We start from the raw sequence: 16,372 nt of genomic DNA on the forward strand, positions 1-16,372 counted from the left end.
AATTAATACAAATTATCTATATAATAAATATTTAATTGCTATAATCGCAATTTCTGAAAAAGAAAGGTATGAAGACTATGGAAAATAATAAAACCGTCCACCGATTAAGCACTGTAGATAATGCCATCTCTTTACTCACATTATTTTTAAAATATAAATCTATCGGGCTCGTTGATATTGAGCGCGAGCTACAAATTAGTAAAACAGCAGCATTTCGTTTAGCAGCTACTTTAACAGACCGTGGCATGCTACTAAAAAATTCTGACAGTAAAACATACCAGCCAGGACCAATCATTTTTCAAATCGTCAATCGATTCCAAGCGCCGGATATTGTTTCGATTGCACAGCCATACATGACGGAACTTGCCGCAAAAACGAAGGAGTCTGTTTATTTATCTATACGTTCAGGGAATAAACATCTCTTTTTATCCGGTGTTGAAAGTGAACATGCCTTAAAAGTGACGACTCCACTCGGGGAAGAATATGAATTATATTACGGCGCAATCGGGAAATTACATATGGCCTACATGTCACCAAAAGACCTACAAACATATTTTAATCGCACAACCTATATCCAACATACAGAATCAACACTCGATATTGAACTCTTTAAACAACAGCTGTCAACCATTAAGCAAGATGGCTATGCGTGGAGTCTTGGCGAACGGGCAGACGGCATGATTGGTGTCGCTGCACCGATTTGGGGCAATAGTGATGAGCCACTTGCTGCACTAACGATTCTCCTTCCCCTTTCCCGTTATCATGAGAACATTAAAAAACAGATGGAAGCAATCGTCCAAGAATACACAGCAAAAATCACACAAGACTTCCTCGACATACAACACTAGCCATTTGCCAAAACATGTTGCATATAATTTTCCTTTACAAGGGTTTGTTCAAATGCAAGCCCTTGTTCTAATGAACGATCCAACCCACTAGTCACTAAGCGTTTAATTTGCTGTGCGACCTTCGGATACATTGTAATACGCTGCATAAAACGGTACACTTCCTCAAATAACTGCTCTTCTTCAAAAATATCTGTGACAATTTGACGAGCTTTCGCTTCCTGTGCTGATAAATAATAACCTTTCATCGCAAAATCCATTGCCCAACCATGACGCATTAAGCGGGGCAGGCTTTGTGTCCCCCCAGCGGCTGGTAACATACCGAGTGCACATTCCGGCAAAGAAATTTTTGTTTTAGGTGCAGCAAAACGAAAATCACAAATCATCGCCATCTCAATGCCTGAGCCAACTGCAAAACCATGCAAAATAGCTGCAATCGGCTTTGGACAGCGACGGAATTCCTCCCAAATATCATGCTGAATTCGAATTTTCCGTTTTTCAATAACCGATGGCACTGTGCCAAATTCTTTTAAATCTGCACCGGCACAAAATCCTTTCCCATTCCCTTTTAAAATCACGCCATCGATTGTAGGGTCAGCTTGGACTGCTAAAATATGTTCATACAGAGCGTCACGCATTGCCACACTAACGGCATTTAATTTTTCAGGATTGTTTAAAGTAATAATCGCTATATTTTGCTGTCGCTCGAATAATACAATTGATTCCATCTACGCTCCTCCTATTCCCCAACAAAATGTGGCTTGCGCTTCTCTAAAAAGGCTTGCACACCTTCCATACGATCACGCGAAGTTTGTAATAATAAATAGACATCTAACTCTAAACGTAATCCCTGTTCAAACGGTAGCTCACTGCCACGATATAAACATTCCTTCGTATATTGCAATGATAAAGTAGACAGCTCGCTTAAGTGCACTGCCTCTGCACAAGCCGCATTCCACAATTCCTCCCGCGTTACTTGTAGCGTCGCTAAACCTAGCGCCATCGCATCCTCCGCACTGACTGTAGACTGACCAAGTAAAACATGCATTGCTGCACCTTTCCCAATTAACCTTGGCAAGCGCTGTGTAATGCCCCCTGCCGGCACTAAGCCGTATGCTAATTCTGGCACTGCAAATTGCACATCATCTGCAATCATGCGAATATCGGCAAGACAAGCAAAACTAAAAGCTAATGATGTACATTGCCCATGAATCGCCATAATAATTGGATAAGGAAGCTTCGCCCATAGTTCAAGCGCTTCAGTCGCAAGATATACCGTTTGATATTGTTGCGGTAGTTCATCCTCTATCGATGCAGGAAGTCTAGTGCCAACGGAAAAGTTATCGGCAGTCGAACCGACAATTACTACTTTTATGTCCGTTGCATCTCGTAAATGAATGGCGACATCACGTAACTCTTGAATAAAAGGTGCATGCCATTCATTTTGAGTTGCATTGTCGACTAACTGTATGTAGGCAATGCCTTGCTGCTGTGTCATTTTGATAAATTGATAATTCATCATCCATCCCTCTTTTCATTCGCGTAGTTTGTCTTGTAATAAGCTGTATGCTCACCAAAATAAGGGGCCCGTACTCTTCGTATCGTTTCTTCCTCTGCTTGCCACCAATTTGGTGTTTCTTCTATTATATTGTCATCACATAAAATCACTGGTTGGACAGCTGTGTGCTCATAAGGAACCGATGCGATCATCGTCGCTACTTCATATTGCGAGACGTCAATTTTATAGGCTGCATTCGTTGTTGTTTGATCATACAAAGCAAGGGCAATAGCCAATGCACCCATTACACCCGCTGTCATATCACTTATAGAAAATAGAGGCAGAACAGGTGTCCCCGTATGATCGACTGTTTGTGCTACGATGCCACCCATTGATTCCAATGTCGACCCATACCCTACATAATCACGATAAGGGCCAGTTTGACCAAATGCAGATAATGCTGCATGAATAATGGACGCATTGTGTCGCTGGAGCACATCATCCGTTAAACCAAAATTACCCATTACACGCGGACTAAAATTATTCACCACGATATGGCTACCTTCCACAAGCTTCAATAATATCTCTTTATCTTCTTCCGTATTCAAATCTAATACGACGGATTGTTTATTGCGATTCAGCTCCTCAAAAAAAGGTGTCGAACCTGACTGTCCCCGCACGCCATCTGGCCGATGGGGCGCTTCGATTTTTATGACAGTTGCACCTAAATCTGCAAATAATCGCGTGCAATAAGGACCCGCCCACATCGCTGTGAAATCAACAATTTGTAACTCCTTAAAACTAGTAAAAGAAAAGGACTGGTTTGCAGCCAGCCCTTTTGACATCATCCATGGGGAACGGATAATGCGTTGTTGTTGAATAAAACCTCTACTTTTATGTTGGGGACATTTTAATACTTCCTCATGCGATTGGACACTCGCAAAAGGTAATCGAAACGTTTGTCCGAGCATCATAAGCTCCTGACGTAATTGGCTAGCACTCCAATTACTTAACGCTTTGTTAATAGCGCTTTTTTGTAACCTTCTTTCCGATTGTGTCGGACAAGGTGGCACATCTAATTCGGCCCAACTTGTTAAAAATGCCCATTGTTCATCACTTGGAGCACCAATGAACAGCTGACCATCCGCTGTAGGAACAAGCATCATCGGCACAATTTCTTGCTCTTCCATCGTAAACAGTCGACCATGTAGTGCACTCGCTAAAATAGAGGCTACATGAACCACCACTGTGGAATTGCGCCGCCCTTCAAGTAACTGACAAACCGTGAGAAAGGCAATGTGAGCCGCCACTAATAAGGAGGCGGGGAAACCTCCGATGGCAATAGATGGGGATGATTCTTGCTCACTTTTCTTTAGCCAGCCTGCTTTTACTTGTAGTTCACGCTCATCGCCTGTTTGAAAAGCTTGAAAGTCAATGAATACTGTGACGGCTTGCGGAAAACATGCAGACTTCCACTGCAGGTCGTCCGTTAGTACAATATCCCATTCACTTTTTGCGATCGATGATGTCAGTTCCTTCTGTGCATCACAAAAGAAAGTTTGGTGCAGACATACTTTTTCTACGTACGCTCCTTGCTGTCGTAATAAGTCAGCAGCAAAACTGGTGGCAAGCGTTGTGGAAAGTTCTAATATTCTACAGCCCTTCAGTGTTTGCTGCGTCATAACACGACCTCCTAACTTAGTCTGCTGTAGGTAATGCCACTGGCTTTTTGACCTGCATATTTTGATTACAGCATTGAACAGACCCTTCACCAGATTTGATGCACATTACTTCACTTCCGCATTGCAAGCATTCTAAACGTTTTCCTAATTGATTCGCCATCGTACATCACTCCTTACTTTTTCTCACTGATTTTCTGCCCACAGCAAGTGATTTGACCTTCACCAATTTTCATCATAATAAATTCACTTTGACATGTTGGGCATTGCAATTTCGTTCCGATTTTAATCGTCATGTACATCCCTCACTTTAACGAAGCATTTTATCTCCGATAATATTCTTTTCTAGCAAGCTAGTATACTCGTCATCTGACAGTTGTAATAACTCCTTAAACACATATTCATTATCCTGACCAAGTAATGGTGCGGGTGCTTTATGTAACACACGTTCATTGTTCCATTTAATTGGCCATGACGGATATAAATGTGTCCCTACATAGTCCCTCGTTACTTCTTGATACATATTTTTCAAAAATGGATCATGCTCCATTTCATGTACTTCCAACACTGGACCTGCTGGCACACCAACTTTTTGGAGGCGTGAAGCAATAGCATGATGGCTATCTTGCTGTGTCCACTGCGAAATAATGGCATCGATTTCATCATGTGCCGCAATACGCCCTTCGACGGTTTTGAAACGCTCATCGTTTAATAGCGCTGGCTCATTTATTACTTGGCATAAGCTGTGCCACTCTTCATCTGAAGTGATGGAAATCGCTACCCAGCTATCTTTGCCTTGTGCACGATAGACACCTTGCGGGGCAATGCCTGGTTGGCGATTCCCTACACGGCCCCAATTTTCACCGTTCAAAATAAAGTCCGCAATCGGTGCACCCATATAATTAACACAGCCTTCGTTTTGGGCCAGTTCAATTTCTTGTCCTTCACCTGTCCGATCGCGATGTTCGAGTGCAATTAACAAGGCAGCCGCCGCATGAAATCCTGCTAGTACATCTGCGACACCCAGTACGGTCATCGGTTTACCATCCTGATAGCCATTGAGCTGAGCAATGCCTGATAACATTTCAAATGTATAGGCAAAGCCAGGTTGGTCACGATATGGCCCTGTTTTGCCGTAAGCTGGCATCGAGAGCATGATTAAATCTTTTTTATACTGCGTGAGTACGTCATACGTTAATTGAAAGTTTTCCATTACACGCGGCGTATAATTTTCAATAACGATATCGCATTTTTCCAACACTTTTTTAAAGTATGCTTTGCCCTCTTCATCTAGTAAATTAAGCGTTGCACCACGTTTATTGTGATTGGCAGAGTTAAATTGCGGTCCAAATTCCCACCAATTTTCTCTCGGGGTTGATAACGTAAAGCGGAAGCCATCCGGCGCTTGTACGGATTCCAACTTTATGATTTCCGCTCCAAGTGCACCGAGATAAGAAGTACACATCGGGCCAGACCACCACATCGACAAATCTAAAATTCGTACTCCCTTTAATGGTTGATTCATCTAAATTCACCCTTTCTAGATTTGTGTGCTTTTATCATAAAATGCTTTTAATGTTGTTTCATTATGCTCACCTAGCATTGGGGCACTTGAACGAATTGACCAAGGGGTTTTCGACATGCGGAATGGTGCACCAGGTTGCTTCATGAGCCCGAGTTCCGGATGATTGACCTCGACGAAAAATTCACGCGCTACATATTGATCTAAAGAAAGTAAGTCTTCAAAAGTTGGTACAAGCGTTACGGGTACACGCCACTCTTTGCCTAGTGCTAGCACTTCTTCGGTCGTATGTTGCTGTAAAAAGGCATCAAGACGCTCTTGGAAAATATCTTTATGAAGCAAGCGTTGGGGTAATGTTGTAAAACGCTCATCTTCCACCCAATCATAGGCTTCAATCATAAAGCAGAAGCCTTGCCAATGTTGACCTGTCAGCACACTGATACCGACATGCCCATCCTTACATTGTTCAATGCCTGGTAGCATGACATAACGTCCATCATACTTAAAGGCACTTGTCGGATAAGAGTTTTGTACAGTTGGGTAGGAACGTTGCAATAAGCCCGTTTCCGCAATAGCTATATCTAAATACGCACCTAGTCCCGTTTCACGTGCACCTCGTATTGCCGCAAGGGCGGACGAGGCGGCAAATGTACCTGTGACATACTCTAAAATGCGCAATTGTCCCGCGGCACGTATTGGCTCTCGATCCGGCGCACCAATGGACGATAAAAAACCGCTCATTGCCTGCGTAATAATTTCCGTCGCCTTATAATGCGCAAATTCTCCCTCTTGCCCAAAGTTTGTAATCGATACCATCACAAGCTTAGGATTGATGGCCTTTAACGTATCGTAATCTAAGCCGAGTCGCTGCATCACACCCGGCGCAAAGTTTTCAACAAGCACATCCATATTTTTTACTAGTTGCTTGATGATCTCTACACCTCGTGCAGATTTTAAATCGACTGTAATACTTTGTTTATTATTATTTAAATAAGCAAATAGACCGCTTGCATTGATATTTTCTTCATTATTTTTAAACGGACCAACTGAGCGCGACGGATCACCTGTGACTGGACGTTCCACCTTAATGACTTCCGCTCCATAATCCGCCAAGATTTTTGTACAATACGGTCCTGCAATATGCCAAGATAAGTCCAGTACCTTCAGATGTGTTAACGCTGCTGTTGTCATCGCATAGCCCCCTTACATAGTCGATACTTTTGTTGGTTGTTCTGGCTTTACGGCTAACCATTCACCTAGATTGCGCAAATGCACTTCTGAAGAGCCAAATTCCAGTTGTTGTCCTTTAAAACGTCGGAAGCAAAACTGTAGTGGATAGTCATAGTCAATGCCCATGCCACCGTGCAATTGATGGGCACCTGTCACGACTTTTTGCCCTTCTTGGCTTAACCAAGCTTTAGCAATCGCTACTTCGGTGTTTGCATCTTTGCCTTCTATTAATCTTGAAAAAGCATGGAAGGCTGCTAGACGACCACCTTCTACAATTGTTAACATATCCGACATACGATGTTGCACAGATTGGAACGACCCAATTGGCACATTAAATTGTTGACGCTCTTTCACATAATCCGCTGTAATATCAACAGCTCGACTAAGTACACCTGTCATTTCAATCGATTTTAATGCAGTGGCAAAATTGAGCATGTCATTCGCAACACAGTATCCCTCATCCACATTGCCGATAATATGCGCAGCCGAAACTTCCACATGATTAAACTGCACTTCACATAAACCGTCCGCACTAATGGTAGGAATCGCTTTCACTTCAATACCTGTTGTAGCCGTATCGACAAGGAACACCGTCAACCCTTCTACTGAACCAACAGCACTTTGATTAGTACGCGCTACGACCAATAATTTCTCCACTGACTGTGCAAATGGGACAAATAACTTCGTGCCGTTTAACACATAGTGAGATCCATTAGGCACTGCTTCAAGTGTCAGATGCTCTAATTTGTGATGAGCTTGTGGCTCTGCGATCGCATAACTCACCTTCTGTTCACCACTTGCAATGGCCGGTAGTAAACCTTCTTTTTGTTGCTCTGTGCCATGCGTCAGTACTGGCATCACACCACTAACGATTGTGGATAAAAATGGCCCTTGGAATAAAGCCCAACCTGCTTCCTCCATCACAATTGCTAAATCTAAAAAATCTCCGCCAAAACCACCATATTGCTCCGGCACAATCAGACCGACAAAACCAAGCTCCACTAATTCGTTATAAAGCTTTTCAGAATAATGGTGAGGATTATTTTCAAATGCGCGTAATTCCTCCAGCCCACACTTCTCTTTAAAAAACTTCCGTGCCGTTTGCTTAAACTCTTTTTGTACATCATTTAAATGAAAATCCATGGCGAACCCTCCTTATAATTTTTTAAATTTTATAAGCGATACATCTTCATAGACTTGATCGTCCACGACTACTTCTACAGGCATTCCGATCGCAATATCTTCAGGCGCAGCATCGAGCATATTGCCGACGATTCTTGCCCCATTTTCTAATTCAACTAACACCACTTCATACGGTGTTTGAAAGCCTGGATGTACCGAACGATGATACACTACATACGAATAGATCGTTCCTTTAGTTGGTGCCTCTTGCCATTCCAATTCAAAGCTGTGACAGTTATAACAAGCCGGACGCGGTGGATGTAACACCGTACCGCATTTAGCGCATTGTTGAAAATGCAGTTTCTTTGTTTCCTGAAGCTTTTGCCAAAACATTTCCGTATCTTCATTCATATTTGGCTTTGGTGTGCCAATACCCGTATATTGCACCATATCGTTTTACCCCTTCCTTAAAATAAGTCCACTTGTCGGTACACCTAAACCACCTGTAACAAGCACATGTTCCACATTGTCAATTTGTGTTGTAGATGTACCACGAATTTGTCGCACACCTTCGGTAATTAAATTCATCCCATGTAAATAGCCTTCCGACATTAAGCCACCTGCTGTATTAATCGGTAACTCACCGTAACGATTAATGCGCGTGCCGCCTTCGCAATAGGCAACCCCCTCACCTCGACCGACAAAGCCAAGTGCTTCTAGTTGCATCGGAATTAACGGACTAAACGCATCGTAAAATTGCGCCACATCAATGTCTTGTGGCGTAATGCCAGCTTGTTGGAATAATTTTTTACCGTATGCTTCTACTTCATGCAAAAACGTAATTTCATCGCGGTAGTAACTCGTCATCACTTCACCATTCGTCGACATCCCTTGGCTCACGCCCGCTATTAGCGCCGGCTTTTGCTTTAATGCTTTGGCACGCTCTGGCGTTGTGACAATAACAGCAACTGCACCGTCAGTACTTAAACAGCAATCGTGACGACGCAATGGCTCCACGTTAATCGGCGATTGCAAATATTCTTCCATCGTCATTTTGCGATCATGAAAAATGGCATTCGGATTGCGGTTTGCATTTTCACGATTAACTAGCGGTGCCCATGCTAACTGTCCATCTTTTATGCCATATTCATGAATGTAACGGTTGGCAAACATCGCCACCCATGACACGGGTGTTAATAAGCCATATGGATGATACATGCCCATATGCAAATCGCCACTGACACGCGTTGGCTCGAAATCGCCGTAACGCATCGGGCCAGATGCATCACGAATGGAACGTACACAAACTACATAGTTCGCCATTCCCGATGCGACAGCTGCCGCGGCACTAGCAATCGTTCCACAACTTGCACCACCACCATATGGAATTTGGTTGAAGTAACTTAAGTTTGGAATGCCCAGTGCACGTACAATATCAATTTGAGCGGCACTATCCATCGTATAATTGACCATGCCATCGATTTCTTTAATATCTAATCCTGCATCCTCAACAGCCGCTAGAATTGCTTCAAGTGCCATTCTTAATTCTGTGCGTCCGCAGTTTTGACTAAATTCTGTTTGTCCAATGCCTACAATTGCTGCTTTCCCGTGAATTGTTTCCACACGTTTACCCCCTTGGTAATGCTAAGACGCCTGCTCCTAATGCGTGATAGCCTAGATTGTTTTTACCGACAAACTCTATCTCTACTAGACATTCATTATTGTCCTCATACTTGTTTTTGACATGACCGCTAAAAACGAGCGTATCATTCGGATAGTTTGGAACCGCCAATTTCAAGACAATTTTTTTCAACGTACTTTCAGGCCCTGCCCAATCAGTTAAGTACTTACCAACAAGACCGTTCGTCGTTAAAATATTCATAAAGACATCGTCCGCACCAGCCGCCTTTGCTGCCACATGATCGTGATGAACGTTTTCATAATCATGTGTCGCTGCAATCGCACCGCCCACAACTAATGCTGCCGTTACCTCCCTCGAAGTAGTAGGCAATTCTGTTCCGACTTCAATCGAATTCCACGTAATGCTTGCATATGTCGTCGTTGTCATTCCCATTCCTCCTACTCTTGTACTTGCGCTTGATACGATAAAATCGTAAATGATTGCTTACAAACAACCTCATTGCGCTGGTTAATAAATGTATATAAAAACGTCGAGAAGTAACCTGGACCACGAGCCGTTTGCTTTAACGGCGAAATTTCTTTGACGGACAATGTGTAACTAATCTCATCGCCAATTTTCATCGGCTCAAAATATTCTTGTTCTTGTGCTGTCGCAACAATAGAAGAATAGCCGTGTGATTTTAATAAATCGACCAAATTTTCCATTGAATTTTTTTCGCGTTCTACTTTGGGCCATAGCGGATTCATCGTATACACTTGCACTTGCGTTGGTGGTGCGATAATTTCTCCATAGCGTGATTGCTTTGCATAAGCGTCATCGTGATAGAGTGGATTGGCATCTTCCATCACCTCACAATAATGGCGAATCATCGGGCGGCATACTTCATCAGTACCTTTTGTCACCTCTGATTCAATACCGACTAGCGATTGTAACATTTCCGTTGTTAATGACATGTCTTCATCCCCTCCTTTGTATTAAGCACGGCGTAAGCCTAAACCAAAACGCGCAACTAAATCACGTTGTACATCATTGGCACCGCCGCCAAATAAGAACACAAGGCGTTTCTTCGCATAATTTTCTGCATCACCGTTCGCGATTGCCCAGTCAGAGCCATCTCGTACTTGCCCGAACAGCCCCATAATATGCATGCAAGAATCAAAGACACGCTGATTCATTTCAGCCGCAAATACTTTATTCATCGACGGTCTAAACGGCGCCACTTGCTCATTGTCATGGCCCCATGCCGCACGGTAATTCAATAAACGCAACACTTCTAAATTCATCTTCATCTGGGCAAAATGTTCTTTCACCCATGGACGATCAATGACACGTTCACCATCAATCACTGCTTCTTGTGCAAAGGCTAACGTTTCTTCCACCATACGCTCCATCCGTGCATAAGTAGAAAGCATTAAACGTTCAAGCGAAAGCTGTGACGTAATGTATTGCCAGCCTTTATTTTCTTCACCAACAAGCGCCGAAGCCGGTACACGCACATTTTCATAGTACGTAACATTCGTTTCTTCACCCATCAATGCCATGGGTGTAACAGAAAACCCCGGGTCTGTCGTTGGCACTAAGAAAATCGAAATTCCCTTATGCTTTGGCACCGTTGTATCCGTACGTGCTGCCAACCAGATATAATCCGCAATATGCGCGTTTGTTGTAAAAATCTTTTGTCCGTTTATGACATAGTCATCACCATCACGCACAGCCGATGTTTCTAATGCTGCTAAGTCCGTTCCTGCCTGTGGCTCGGAATAACCAATCGCAATCTCTACTTCACCTTTTAATATTTTTGGTAAAAAATAATTCTTTTGCTCTTCCGTCCCTAGTTTCATTAACATTGGGCCGACCGTTTCCAGCGTAATAAATGGAATATTGACACCCGTACGATCGATCTCCTCAATGAAAATATATTGCTCAAGTGGTGTCAGCCCTTGCCCACCATATTCCTTTGGCCAACCAACACCTAGCCAGCCATCTTCACCTAGCTTTTGAATGTACGCCTTCCAAATAGGTCCCCCTTCAGGTGTTACTTTCAATTCCTCGATTAACTCATCTGTGATTTGCTCCGCTAAATACTCACGAATGGTTTTACGCAACAACTCTTGTTTTTCCGTTAATTCAAATTTCATCTACTCCATCACCTTTCTATTGTTATTCCACTAAGTTAGTAGTATATTGCTCACGTAAATCACGCTTTAATAACTTGCCTGATGATGTACGTGGTAATTCCGTTGCAAATTCTATAATTCTAGGACATTTAAAACTAGCAAGTCGCTCGCGGCAATAGGCCGTAATCTCCTCAATAGCAGGCGTTGCATCCATATTGTTTGGAATAATGACCGCTAAAATTTCCTCGCCCCATTCCATACTCGGTACGCCAATGACCGCCGCATCTGATATTTCTGGATGGGCAATCAGTACATTTTCAATTTCTTGTGGTGCAATATTTTCACCGCCACGAATAATCATGTCTGAGTTACGACCTTTTAAAAATAAATAGCCATCCTCATCTAAATAGCCCATGTCTTTTGTGTTAATCCAGCCTTCAACCAAAGTTTCTTGCGATTCTTCTGGACGATTCCAGTAGCCTTTCATCGCCTTTGCCGTTTTAATGTAAACGTTGCCAATTTCATTAGGAGGTAACTCATTATTCACATCATCGAGTATTTTAATGTCGACATTGGGCAATGGCTTACCTACCGAATGTAAACGTTCAATTTTGCGTTCAATTTCTTCCGGCGTCCCTACAAGCTTATGGTCATCCGGCCCTAACACAGCTACTGTTGATGTCGTTTCCGTCATACCGAAAGCATTGGCAAAATCAACGGATAATGGGAACATGTCAATTGCCTGCCGAATAATTGGGAACGGCATCGGTGCCGCACCATAGGATAAACTTTGTAAACTTGAGAAATCCGTTTGGTCAAAGCGTGGATGATCGATAATTCGCTTTAACATCGTCGGCACTAAAAAGGCATGTGTCACTTGCTCTTGCTCAAGTGTATCTAGCCATGTATCTGCCTCAAACTGGCGAATTAAAACGATGCGACGCCCACCATAAATACAGTTACAAATACTCGTTGCCCCTGCGACATGGTAATTCGGCACACATGTTAACGATGCGCCATTCGGCAAACCAGTTGCCGCTTCGGTATGCCCCATCACATAATTCGTTAGCTGGCTATATGTAAGCATGACCCCTTTTGGCAAGCTCGTTGTCCCACTCGTATAAAGTAAAATCGCAATATCATCGTCATCCACCTCTGCAAAATCAAACATTGGCTCATTGTCGGCAATATACGATTCATACAATTCGTAACCTTGTGCATCATCGCCAATAACGATCGTTTGTTCAATCGTGCATAGCGGATCTTTTAAAAAGTTAGCAATGGAGCTAACATAACGCCCTTCGATAAGCAGTACTTTAATCTCGCTATCTCGTATCATATAAGCCAACTCTTCCGGCTTCGCACGATAGTTAATCGGTACAATCGTTGCCCCTAGTTGAAATGCCGCAAAAAAACTTTCTACCACTTCAGGGCTATTTGTGGAAATAATGCCTACGCGATCACCATGCCCAATACCATCTGCTGCCATTCGACTCGCCAATGCACCTACTCGTTCGGTAAGTTGCGCATAATTTAAACGCTTATTAAAAAAAGTTAAAATTTCTTGCTCAGGTGCAATACTTGAGGCAATTGACAACAATAAATATGCATTCATTTCACCACTCCCTTTATTGAATATTCAGAATCTTATAGTCATTTCGATTATGATAATATATAATTTCGAATATAGCAATAATTCTTCAAAAAATTTTTTCTTTAAAATGGAAAATAAAAATTGTGGGGTGTTTGGATGAAAGTAAAAAAAGACCGTCGTGCACAGCATTCTCGTAACTTAATTAAGCAAACGTATATTGCTTTAGTTCAAGAAAGAGGCTCTACCGTTATTTCAATTACAGAAATCGTCGCCCGTTGCAATATTAATCGCTCTACTTTTTACATGCACTTTCAAACGAAAGAACACTTACAAAATCAAATCGTCTTAGATTTTATTGAAGATATTTGCGGCATTTTAGTTCAACATGCAGAGCCTACGCCCAATTTCTTCTTTCAATACCGTGTACAACAGGCCATTTTTAGCTATGTCGAACAGCACTATGTGGCATTTCACACCTTTTTAACGTTTAGCGACTCATTTATGAAAAGACTTTCTTCGGAAATCTACAACCAATTTATCGCGTTAGTACAAGACAAAATGCCAGCACCACAAATTGCTGCCACCTATTATGCCTCCGTCATTACGGGCATGATTTATCATTGGAGTGTGGAAACCTACTATCAATATTCCGCACAATTTATTGCGCAAGAAACGACAAAACTTTTCGAATGCAACATGCTTTGTCAGTAATTCAATCGCTAAACATCGAATCTTGTCGAAACGCTAGTAAAAAACCATCAAAGTGCAAGACATTGTTGGTTTTACGACATTTTCATTGATTTTGTGGATTGAAATGCGAAAATTATATCTCTTATAATGAGGCTTAATAAATTCAAGAAGAAGGAGATGCATTGGATTATTAACGCTTGATTATGATTAAGGGGGATGATGACAAATGGCAAGTACAGAAAGCAAACCACAAGATGCAAAGGTAACACGTTCACAATGGGTTCAATTTTTAGCATTAGTTTTTGGGGCATTTGTAGCAATTGAGGCAATGGCCTTTCAAGCACCGGCAATTCCGGTTATTTCACAACATTTTGAACTACCAACCTATTTAGCCGGTTTAATTTTACTGACATTTTACGTTGCTTCCGCTACACTGTATCCGATTGTTGGTCGCTTAGCCGATCAATACGGTCGAAAAAAGATGTTGATTATCGGCATGGTTATTTTCGCTATTTCTGAAGTTGCCGCTGCGATAGCGCCAGATTTCACAGTATTTCTTATTGCGCGGGTATTTCAAGGAATAGCAGTTGGTTTTATCTTGCCTATAGCGATTGCCTATATCGGCGTTATTTTTCCAGCAGAAAAACGCGGTATGGCCTCAGGCATTTTTTCATCTGTACAAGCTATCGCTGCCATGTCAGGTGCTGCCATTGCCGGCTATTTAATTTTACAATATGGCTGGCAAATCACTTATTGGTTAAGTGCTATATTGGCTGTACTTGGCTTAATTGTTGTCCTAATTTTCGTGGAAGAATCAAAGGGAGAAAAACAAACATCTTTTGATTTCATCGGTCTTATTCTTATCTTTGTTACATCAGCCACACTGTTGTCCGTGTCTACAATCGGCAAAACGTTCGGCTTCTTTTCACCGTATGCAATTATTACGTTAATTGTCGGGGTAGCGGCACTTACACTGTTATGGATTTGCGAAAACCGCATTCACAATCCACTAGTCGAACTATCTTTATTAAAAATTAAACGGTTTAGTATGGCAGTCGGCATTAACTTACTTATCGTCGCAACCTTTATGCTATTTATTTATTGCATGAATTTCTTTATTACATCACGTCCAGGTGGAGACGCCTCCCAAACAGGACTATTTTACATGTTCCTATACGGCGCCTCATCGATCGGTGGCTTAATCGTTGGACGCTTATCAGATAAAATCAACGGCCGCTCTATTTTAATTGCGATTTTCTTTATCCCAATAATTATTATGTTTATCTTTACAATGCTTGACGCTTCCATGCCATTTAATATTATTGCGGCATTAGCGGTTTGTCTTGGTTTCGTATCCGGAGCCAACACACCAATCTTAATGAAATTTGCCTTAAACGAAGTACCAAAAGAAAAACTAGCAGCAGGTGCAGGCCTCTTCTCATTTATCCGAGATTTCGGCACACCACTAGGCTCTGTTTCAGGTATTGTGCTATTCTCCATTTTTAAAGACGCAGCATTTAAAGAAACATTACTCGCTTCCGCAACCGAAGCCGGCATTGCAAGCGAACATTCTGCTGCACTACTTGCAGCAGGTCAAACCGGCACCGTTGAAAACAGTGCTTTAGCCGAACAGCTTTCTTCATTGGGCGTATCATTTGAGTCCATCTATTCAACAGCAAATGCAGCTGGTCTTACATCCGCTGTCCATTCCATCGCCTATATTGCGATGGCATTGTTCGCTACCATTCTGTTGTTATGCTTCTTAATACCGAAGGCGAAGAAGGCACCCGCTCCGGCAGTTATTGCGCAGGAAATGGTCGTTGTTGAGGAGACCGTTTCTTAGTTTTTTTACAAGATAGGAATAAAAAATGTCCAACAAGATCTTTATAAAACCTTGTTGGACATTTCTTGACTGCTTTATTTGTTTGGGTAAAGCCGATTCAAACAAATTCACTAATAAAAGTATTTAGTACTATAGCAATCAGCATTTGAACGTTCGGTATTAATGTTATGGGTTGTCTGTATCTAATTTAATATTCCCTACAACTCGTTGATCTGAATCTGCCAATAAACCATTATATATGAATAGTTAATTTGCTATCATTTAAAACATTTTCAGCCATTACCCACTCTTCTTTCATCGCTAATAAAAAGCTATACAAATGTATTTTAGGATTTGCATCAATATTTAGATTTTCCAACATATCAATACTCTTGTTGATATCATCTATGGTGGGTTCTTTTTGTAATACATTACTTAATATTTTGATAAGATTAGAATACTTATCGAATTCGCTATTATTAAGCTTTTTTAATGACTCAACTATAGACGAATTAACTTGCTCTATTCTTTGATATGACCACGGCGTATCAAGAACAGGTAAGACATTATCTAGAATATCTACTTGACACATTCGAAGCCTGAAAAATTAA

The 16,372-nt window shown here is 41.9% G+C and carries 17 protein-coding genes; 3 read left to right on the forward strand and 14 right to left on the reverse strand.

Annotated features, from left to right (window positions below):
• Nucleotides 1-77 precede the first annotated feature (77 nt).
• Entirely contained in the window at nucleotides 78-848 is a 771-nt protein-coding gene (locus ACKVEV_RS12605) for an IclR family transcriptional regulator (RefSeq protein ID WP_409366761.1), read from the forward strand.
• On the opposite strand, the gene ACKVEV_RS12610 is transcribed toward ACKVEV_RS12605, so the two are convergent.
• The 13 genes from ACKVEV_RS12610 to ACKVEV_RS12670 all read right to left on the reverse strand — a co-directional run bounded on the left by ACKVEV_RS12610 (nucleotide 845) and on the right by ACKVEV_RS12670 (nucleotide 13,270).
• Nucleotides 845-1,573 carry an enoyl-CoA hydratase/isomerase family protein gene (locus ACKVEV_RS12610; protein ID WP_409366762.1) on the reverse strand — a complete coding sequence of 243 codons (729 nt, stop codon included), beginning with the start codon at nucleotides 1,571-1,573 and terminating at the stop codon, nucleotides 845-847. The two genes, ACKVEV_RS12605 and ACKVEV_RS12610, sit on opposite strands and share 4 nt — an antisense overlap.
• Nucleotides 1,574-1,584: 11 nt before the next feature.
• Nucleotides 1,585-2,367, reverse strand: a complete 783-nt coding sequence (locus ACKVEV_RS12615; RefSeq protein WP_409366763.1) for an enoyl-CoA hydratase/isomerase family protein — start codon at nucleotides 2,365-2,367, stop codon at nucleotides 1,585-1,587.
• Nucleotides 2,364-4,025, reverse strand: coding sequence for a CoA transferase (locus ACKVEV_RS12620; RefSeq protein ID WP_409366764.1), 1,662 nt, complete (start codon nucleotides 4,023-4,025; stop codon nucleotides 2,364-2,366). The genes ACKVEV_RS12615 and ACKVEV_RS12620 overlap by 4 nt, the downstream gene beginning before the upstream one ends.
• 16 nt (nucleotides 4,026-4,041) lie before the next feature.
• On the reverse strand, nucleotides 4,042-4,185 hold the full coding sequence (locus tag ACKVEV_RS12625; RefSeq protein ID WP_409366765.1) for a hypothetical protein: 144 nt from the start codon (nucleotides 4,183-4,185) through the stop codon (nucleotides 4,042-4,044).
• Nucleotides 4,186-4,332: 147 nt separating this feature from the next.
• Entirely contained in the window at nucleotides 4,333-5,547 is a 1,215-nt protein-coding gene (locus ACKVEV_RS12630) for a CaiB/BaiF CoA transferase family protein (protein WP_409366766.1), read from the reverse strand.
• Between the two features lie 15 nt (nucleotides 5,548-5,562).
• On the reverse strand, nucleotides 5,563-6,735 hold the full coding sequence (locus ACKVEV_RS12635; RefSeq protein ID WP_409366767.1) for a CaiB/BaiF CoA transferase family protein: 1,173 nt from the start codon (nucleotides 6,733-6,735) through the stop codon (nucleotides 5,563-5,565).
• Nucleotides 6,736-6,747: 12 nt separating this feature from the next.
• Complete coding sequence (locus ACKVEV_RS12640) at nucleotides 6,748-7,917, reverse strand: acyl-CoA dehydrogenase family protein (protein ID WP_409366768.1); 1,170 nt, start codon at nucleotides 7,915-7,917, stop codon at nucleotides 6,748-6,750.
• A gap of 12 nt (nucleotides 7,918-7,929) precedes the next feature.
• Nucleotides 7,930-8,346 (reverse strand): Zn-ribbon domain-containing OB-fold protein, encoded by a 417-nt coding sequence (locus ACKVEV_RS12645; RefSeq protein WP_409366769.1) that lies wholly within the window; start codon nucleotides 8,344-8,346, stop codon nucleotides 7,930-7,932.
• A gap of 6 nt (nucleotides 8,347-8,352) precedes the next feature.
• Nucleotides 8,353-9,519: a thiolase C-terminal domain-containing protein gene (locus tag ACKVEV_RS12650; protein ID WP_409366770.1), complete on the reverse strand. Its 1,167-nt coding sequence runs from the start codon at nucleotides 9,517-9,519 to the stop codon at nucleotides 8,353-8,355.
• 4 nt (nucleotides 9,520-9,523) lie between these two features.
• Nucleotides 9,524-9,964 carry a hypothetical protein gene (locus ACKVEV_RS12655; protein WP_409366771.1) on the reverse strand — a complete coding sequence of 147 codons (441 nt, stop codon included), beginning with the start codon at nucleotides 9,962-9,964 and terminating at the stop codon, nucleotides 9,524-9,526.
• An 11-nt stretch (nucleotides 9,965-9,975) separates the two neighbouring features.
• Nucleotides 9,976-10,491, reverse strand: coding sequence for a MaoC family dehydratase N-terminal domain-containing protein (locus ACKVEV_RS12660; protein WP_409366772.1), 516 nt, complete (start codon nucleotides 10,489-10,491; stop codon nucleotides 9,976-9,978).
• 21 nt (nucleotides 10,492-10,512) lie between these two features.
• Nucleotides 10,513-11,676: an acyl-CoA dehydrogenase family protein gene (locus tag ACKVEV_RS12665; RefSeq protein ID WP_409366773.1), complete on the reverse strand. Its 1,164-nt coding sequence runs from the start codon at nucleotides 11,674-11,676 to the stop codon at nucleotides 10,513-10,515.
• Between the two features lie 22 nt (nucleotides 11,677-11,698).
• Entirely contained in the window at nucleotides 11,699-13,270 is a 1,572-nt protein-coding gene (locus ACKVEV_RS12670; protein WP_409366774.1) for a class I adenylate-forming enzyme family protein, read from the reverse strand.
• 135 nt (nucleotides 13,271-13,405) lie between these two features.
• On the opposite strand from ACKVEV_RS12670, the gene ACKVEV_RS12675 reads away from it, so the two are divergent.
• Nucleotides 13,406-13,960 carry a TetR/AcrR family transcriptional regulator gene (locus ACKVEV_RS12675; RefSeq protein WP_409366775.1) on the forward strand — a complete coding sequence of 185 codons (555 nt, stop codon included), beginning with the start codon at nucleotides 13,406-13,408 and terminating at the stop codon, nucleotides 13,958-13,960.
• Nucleotides 13,961-14,165: 205 nt separating this feature from the next.
• Complete coding sequence (locus tag ACKVEV_RS12680; protein ID WP_409366776.1) at nucleotides 14,166-15,782, forward strand: MFS transporter; 1,617 nt, start codon at nucleotides 14,166-14,168, stop codon at nucleotides 15,780-15,782.
• 232 nt (nucleotides 15,783-16,014) lie between these two features.
• On the opposite strand, the gene ACKVEV_RS12685 is transcribed toward ACKVEV_RS12680, so the two are convergent.
• Nucleotides 16,015-16,353, reverse strand: a complete 339-nt coding sequence (locus ACKVEV_RS12685; protein ID WP_409366777.1) for a hypothetical protein — start codon at nucleotides 16,351-16,353, stop codon at nucleotides 16,015-16,017.
• Between the last annotated feature and the right edge of the window lie 19 nt (nucleotides 16,354-16,372).

It is taken from the genome of Lysinibacillus sp. 38-6 (assembly GCF_046245175.1).
GTDB lineage: Bacteria > Bacillota > Bacilli > Bacillales_A > Planococcaceae > Lysinibacillus.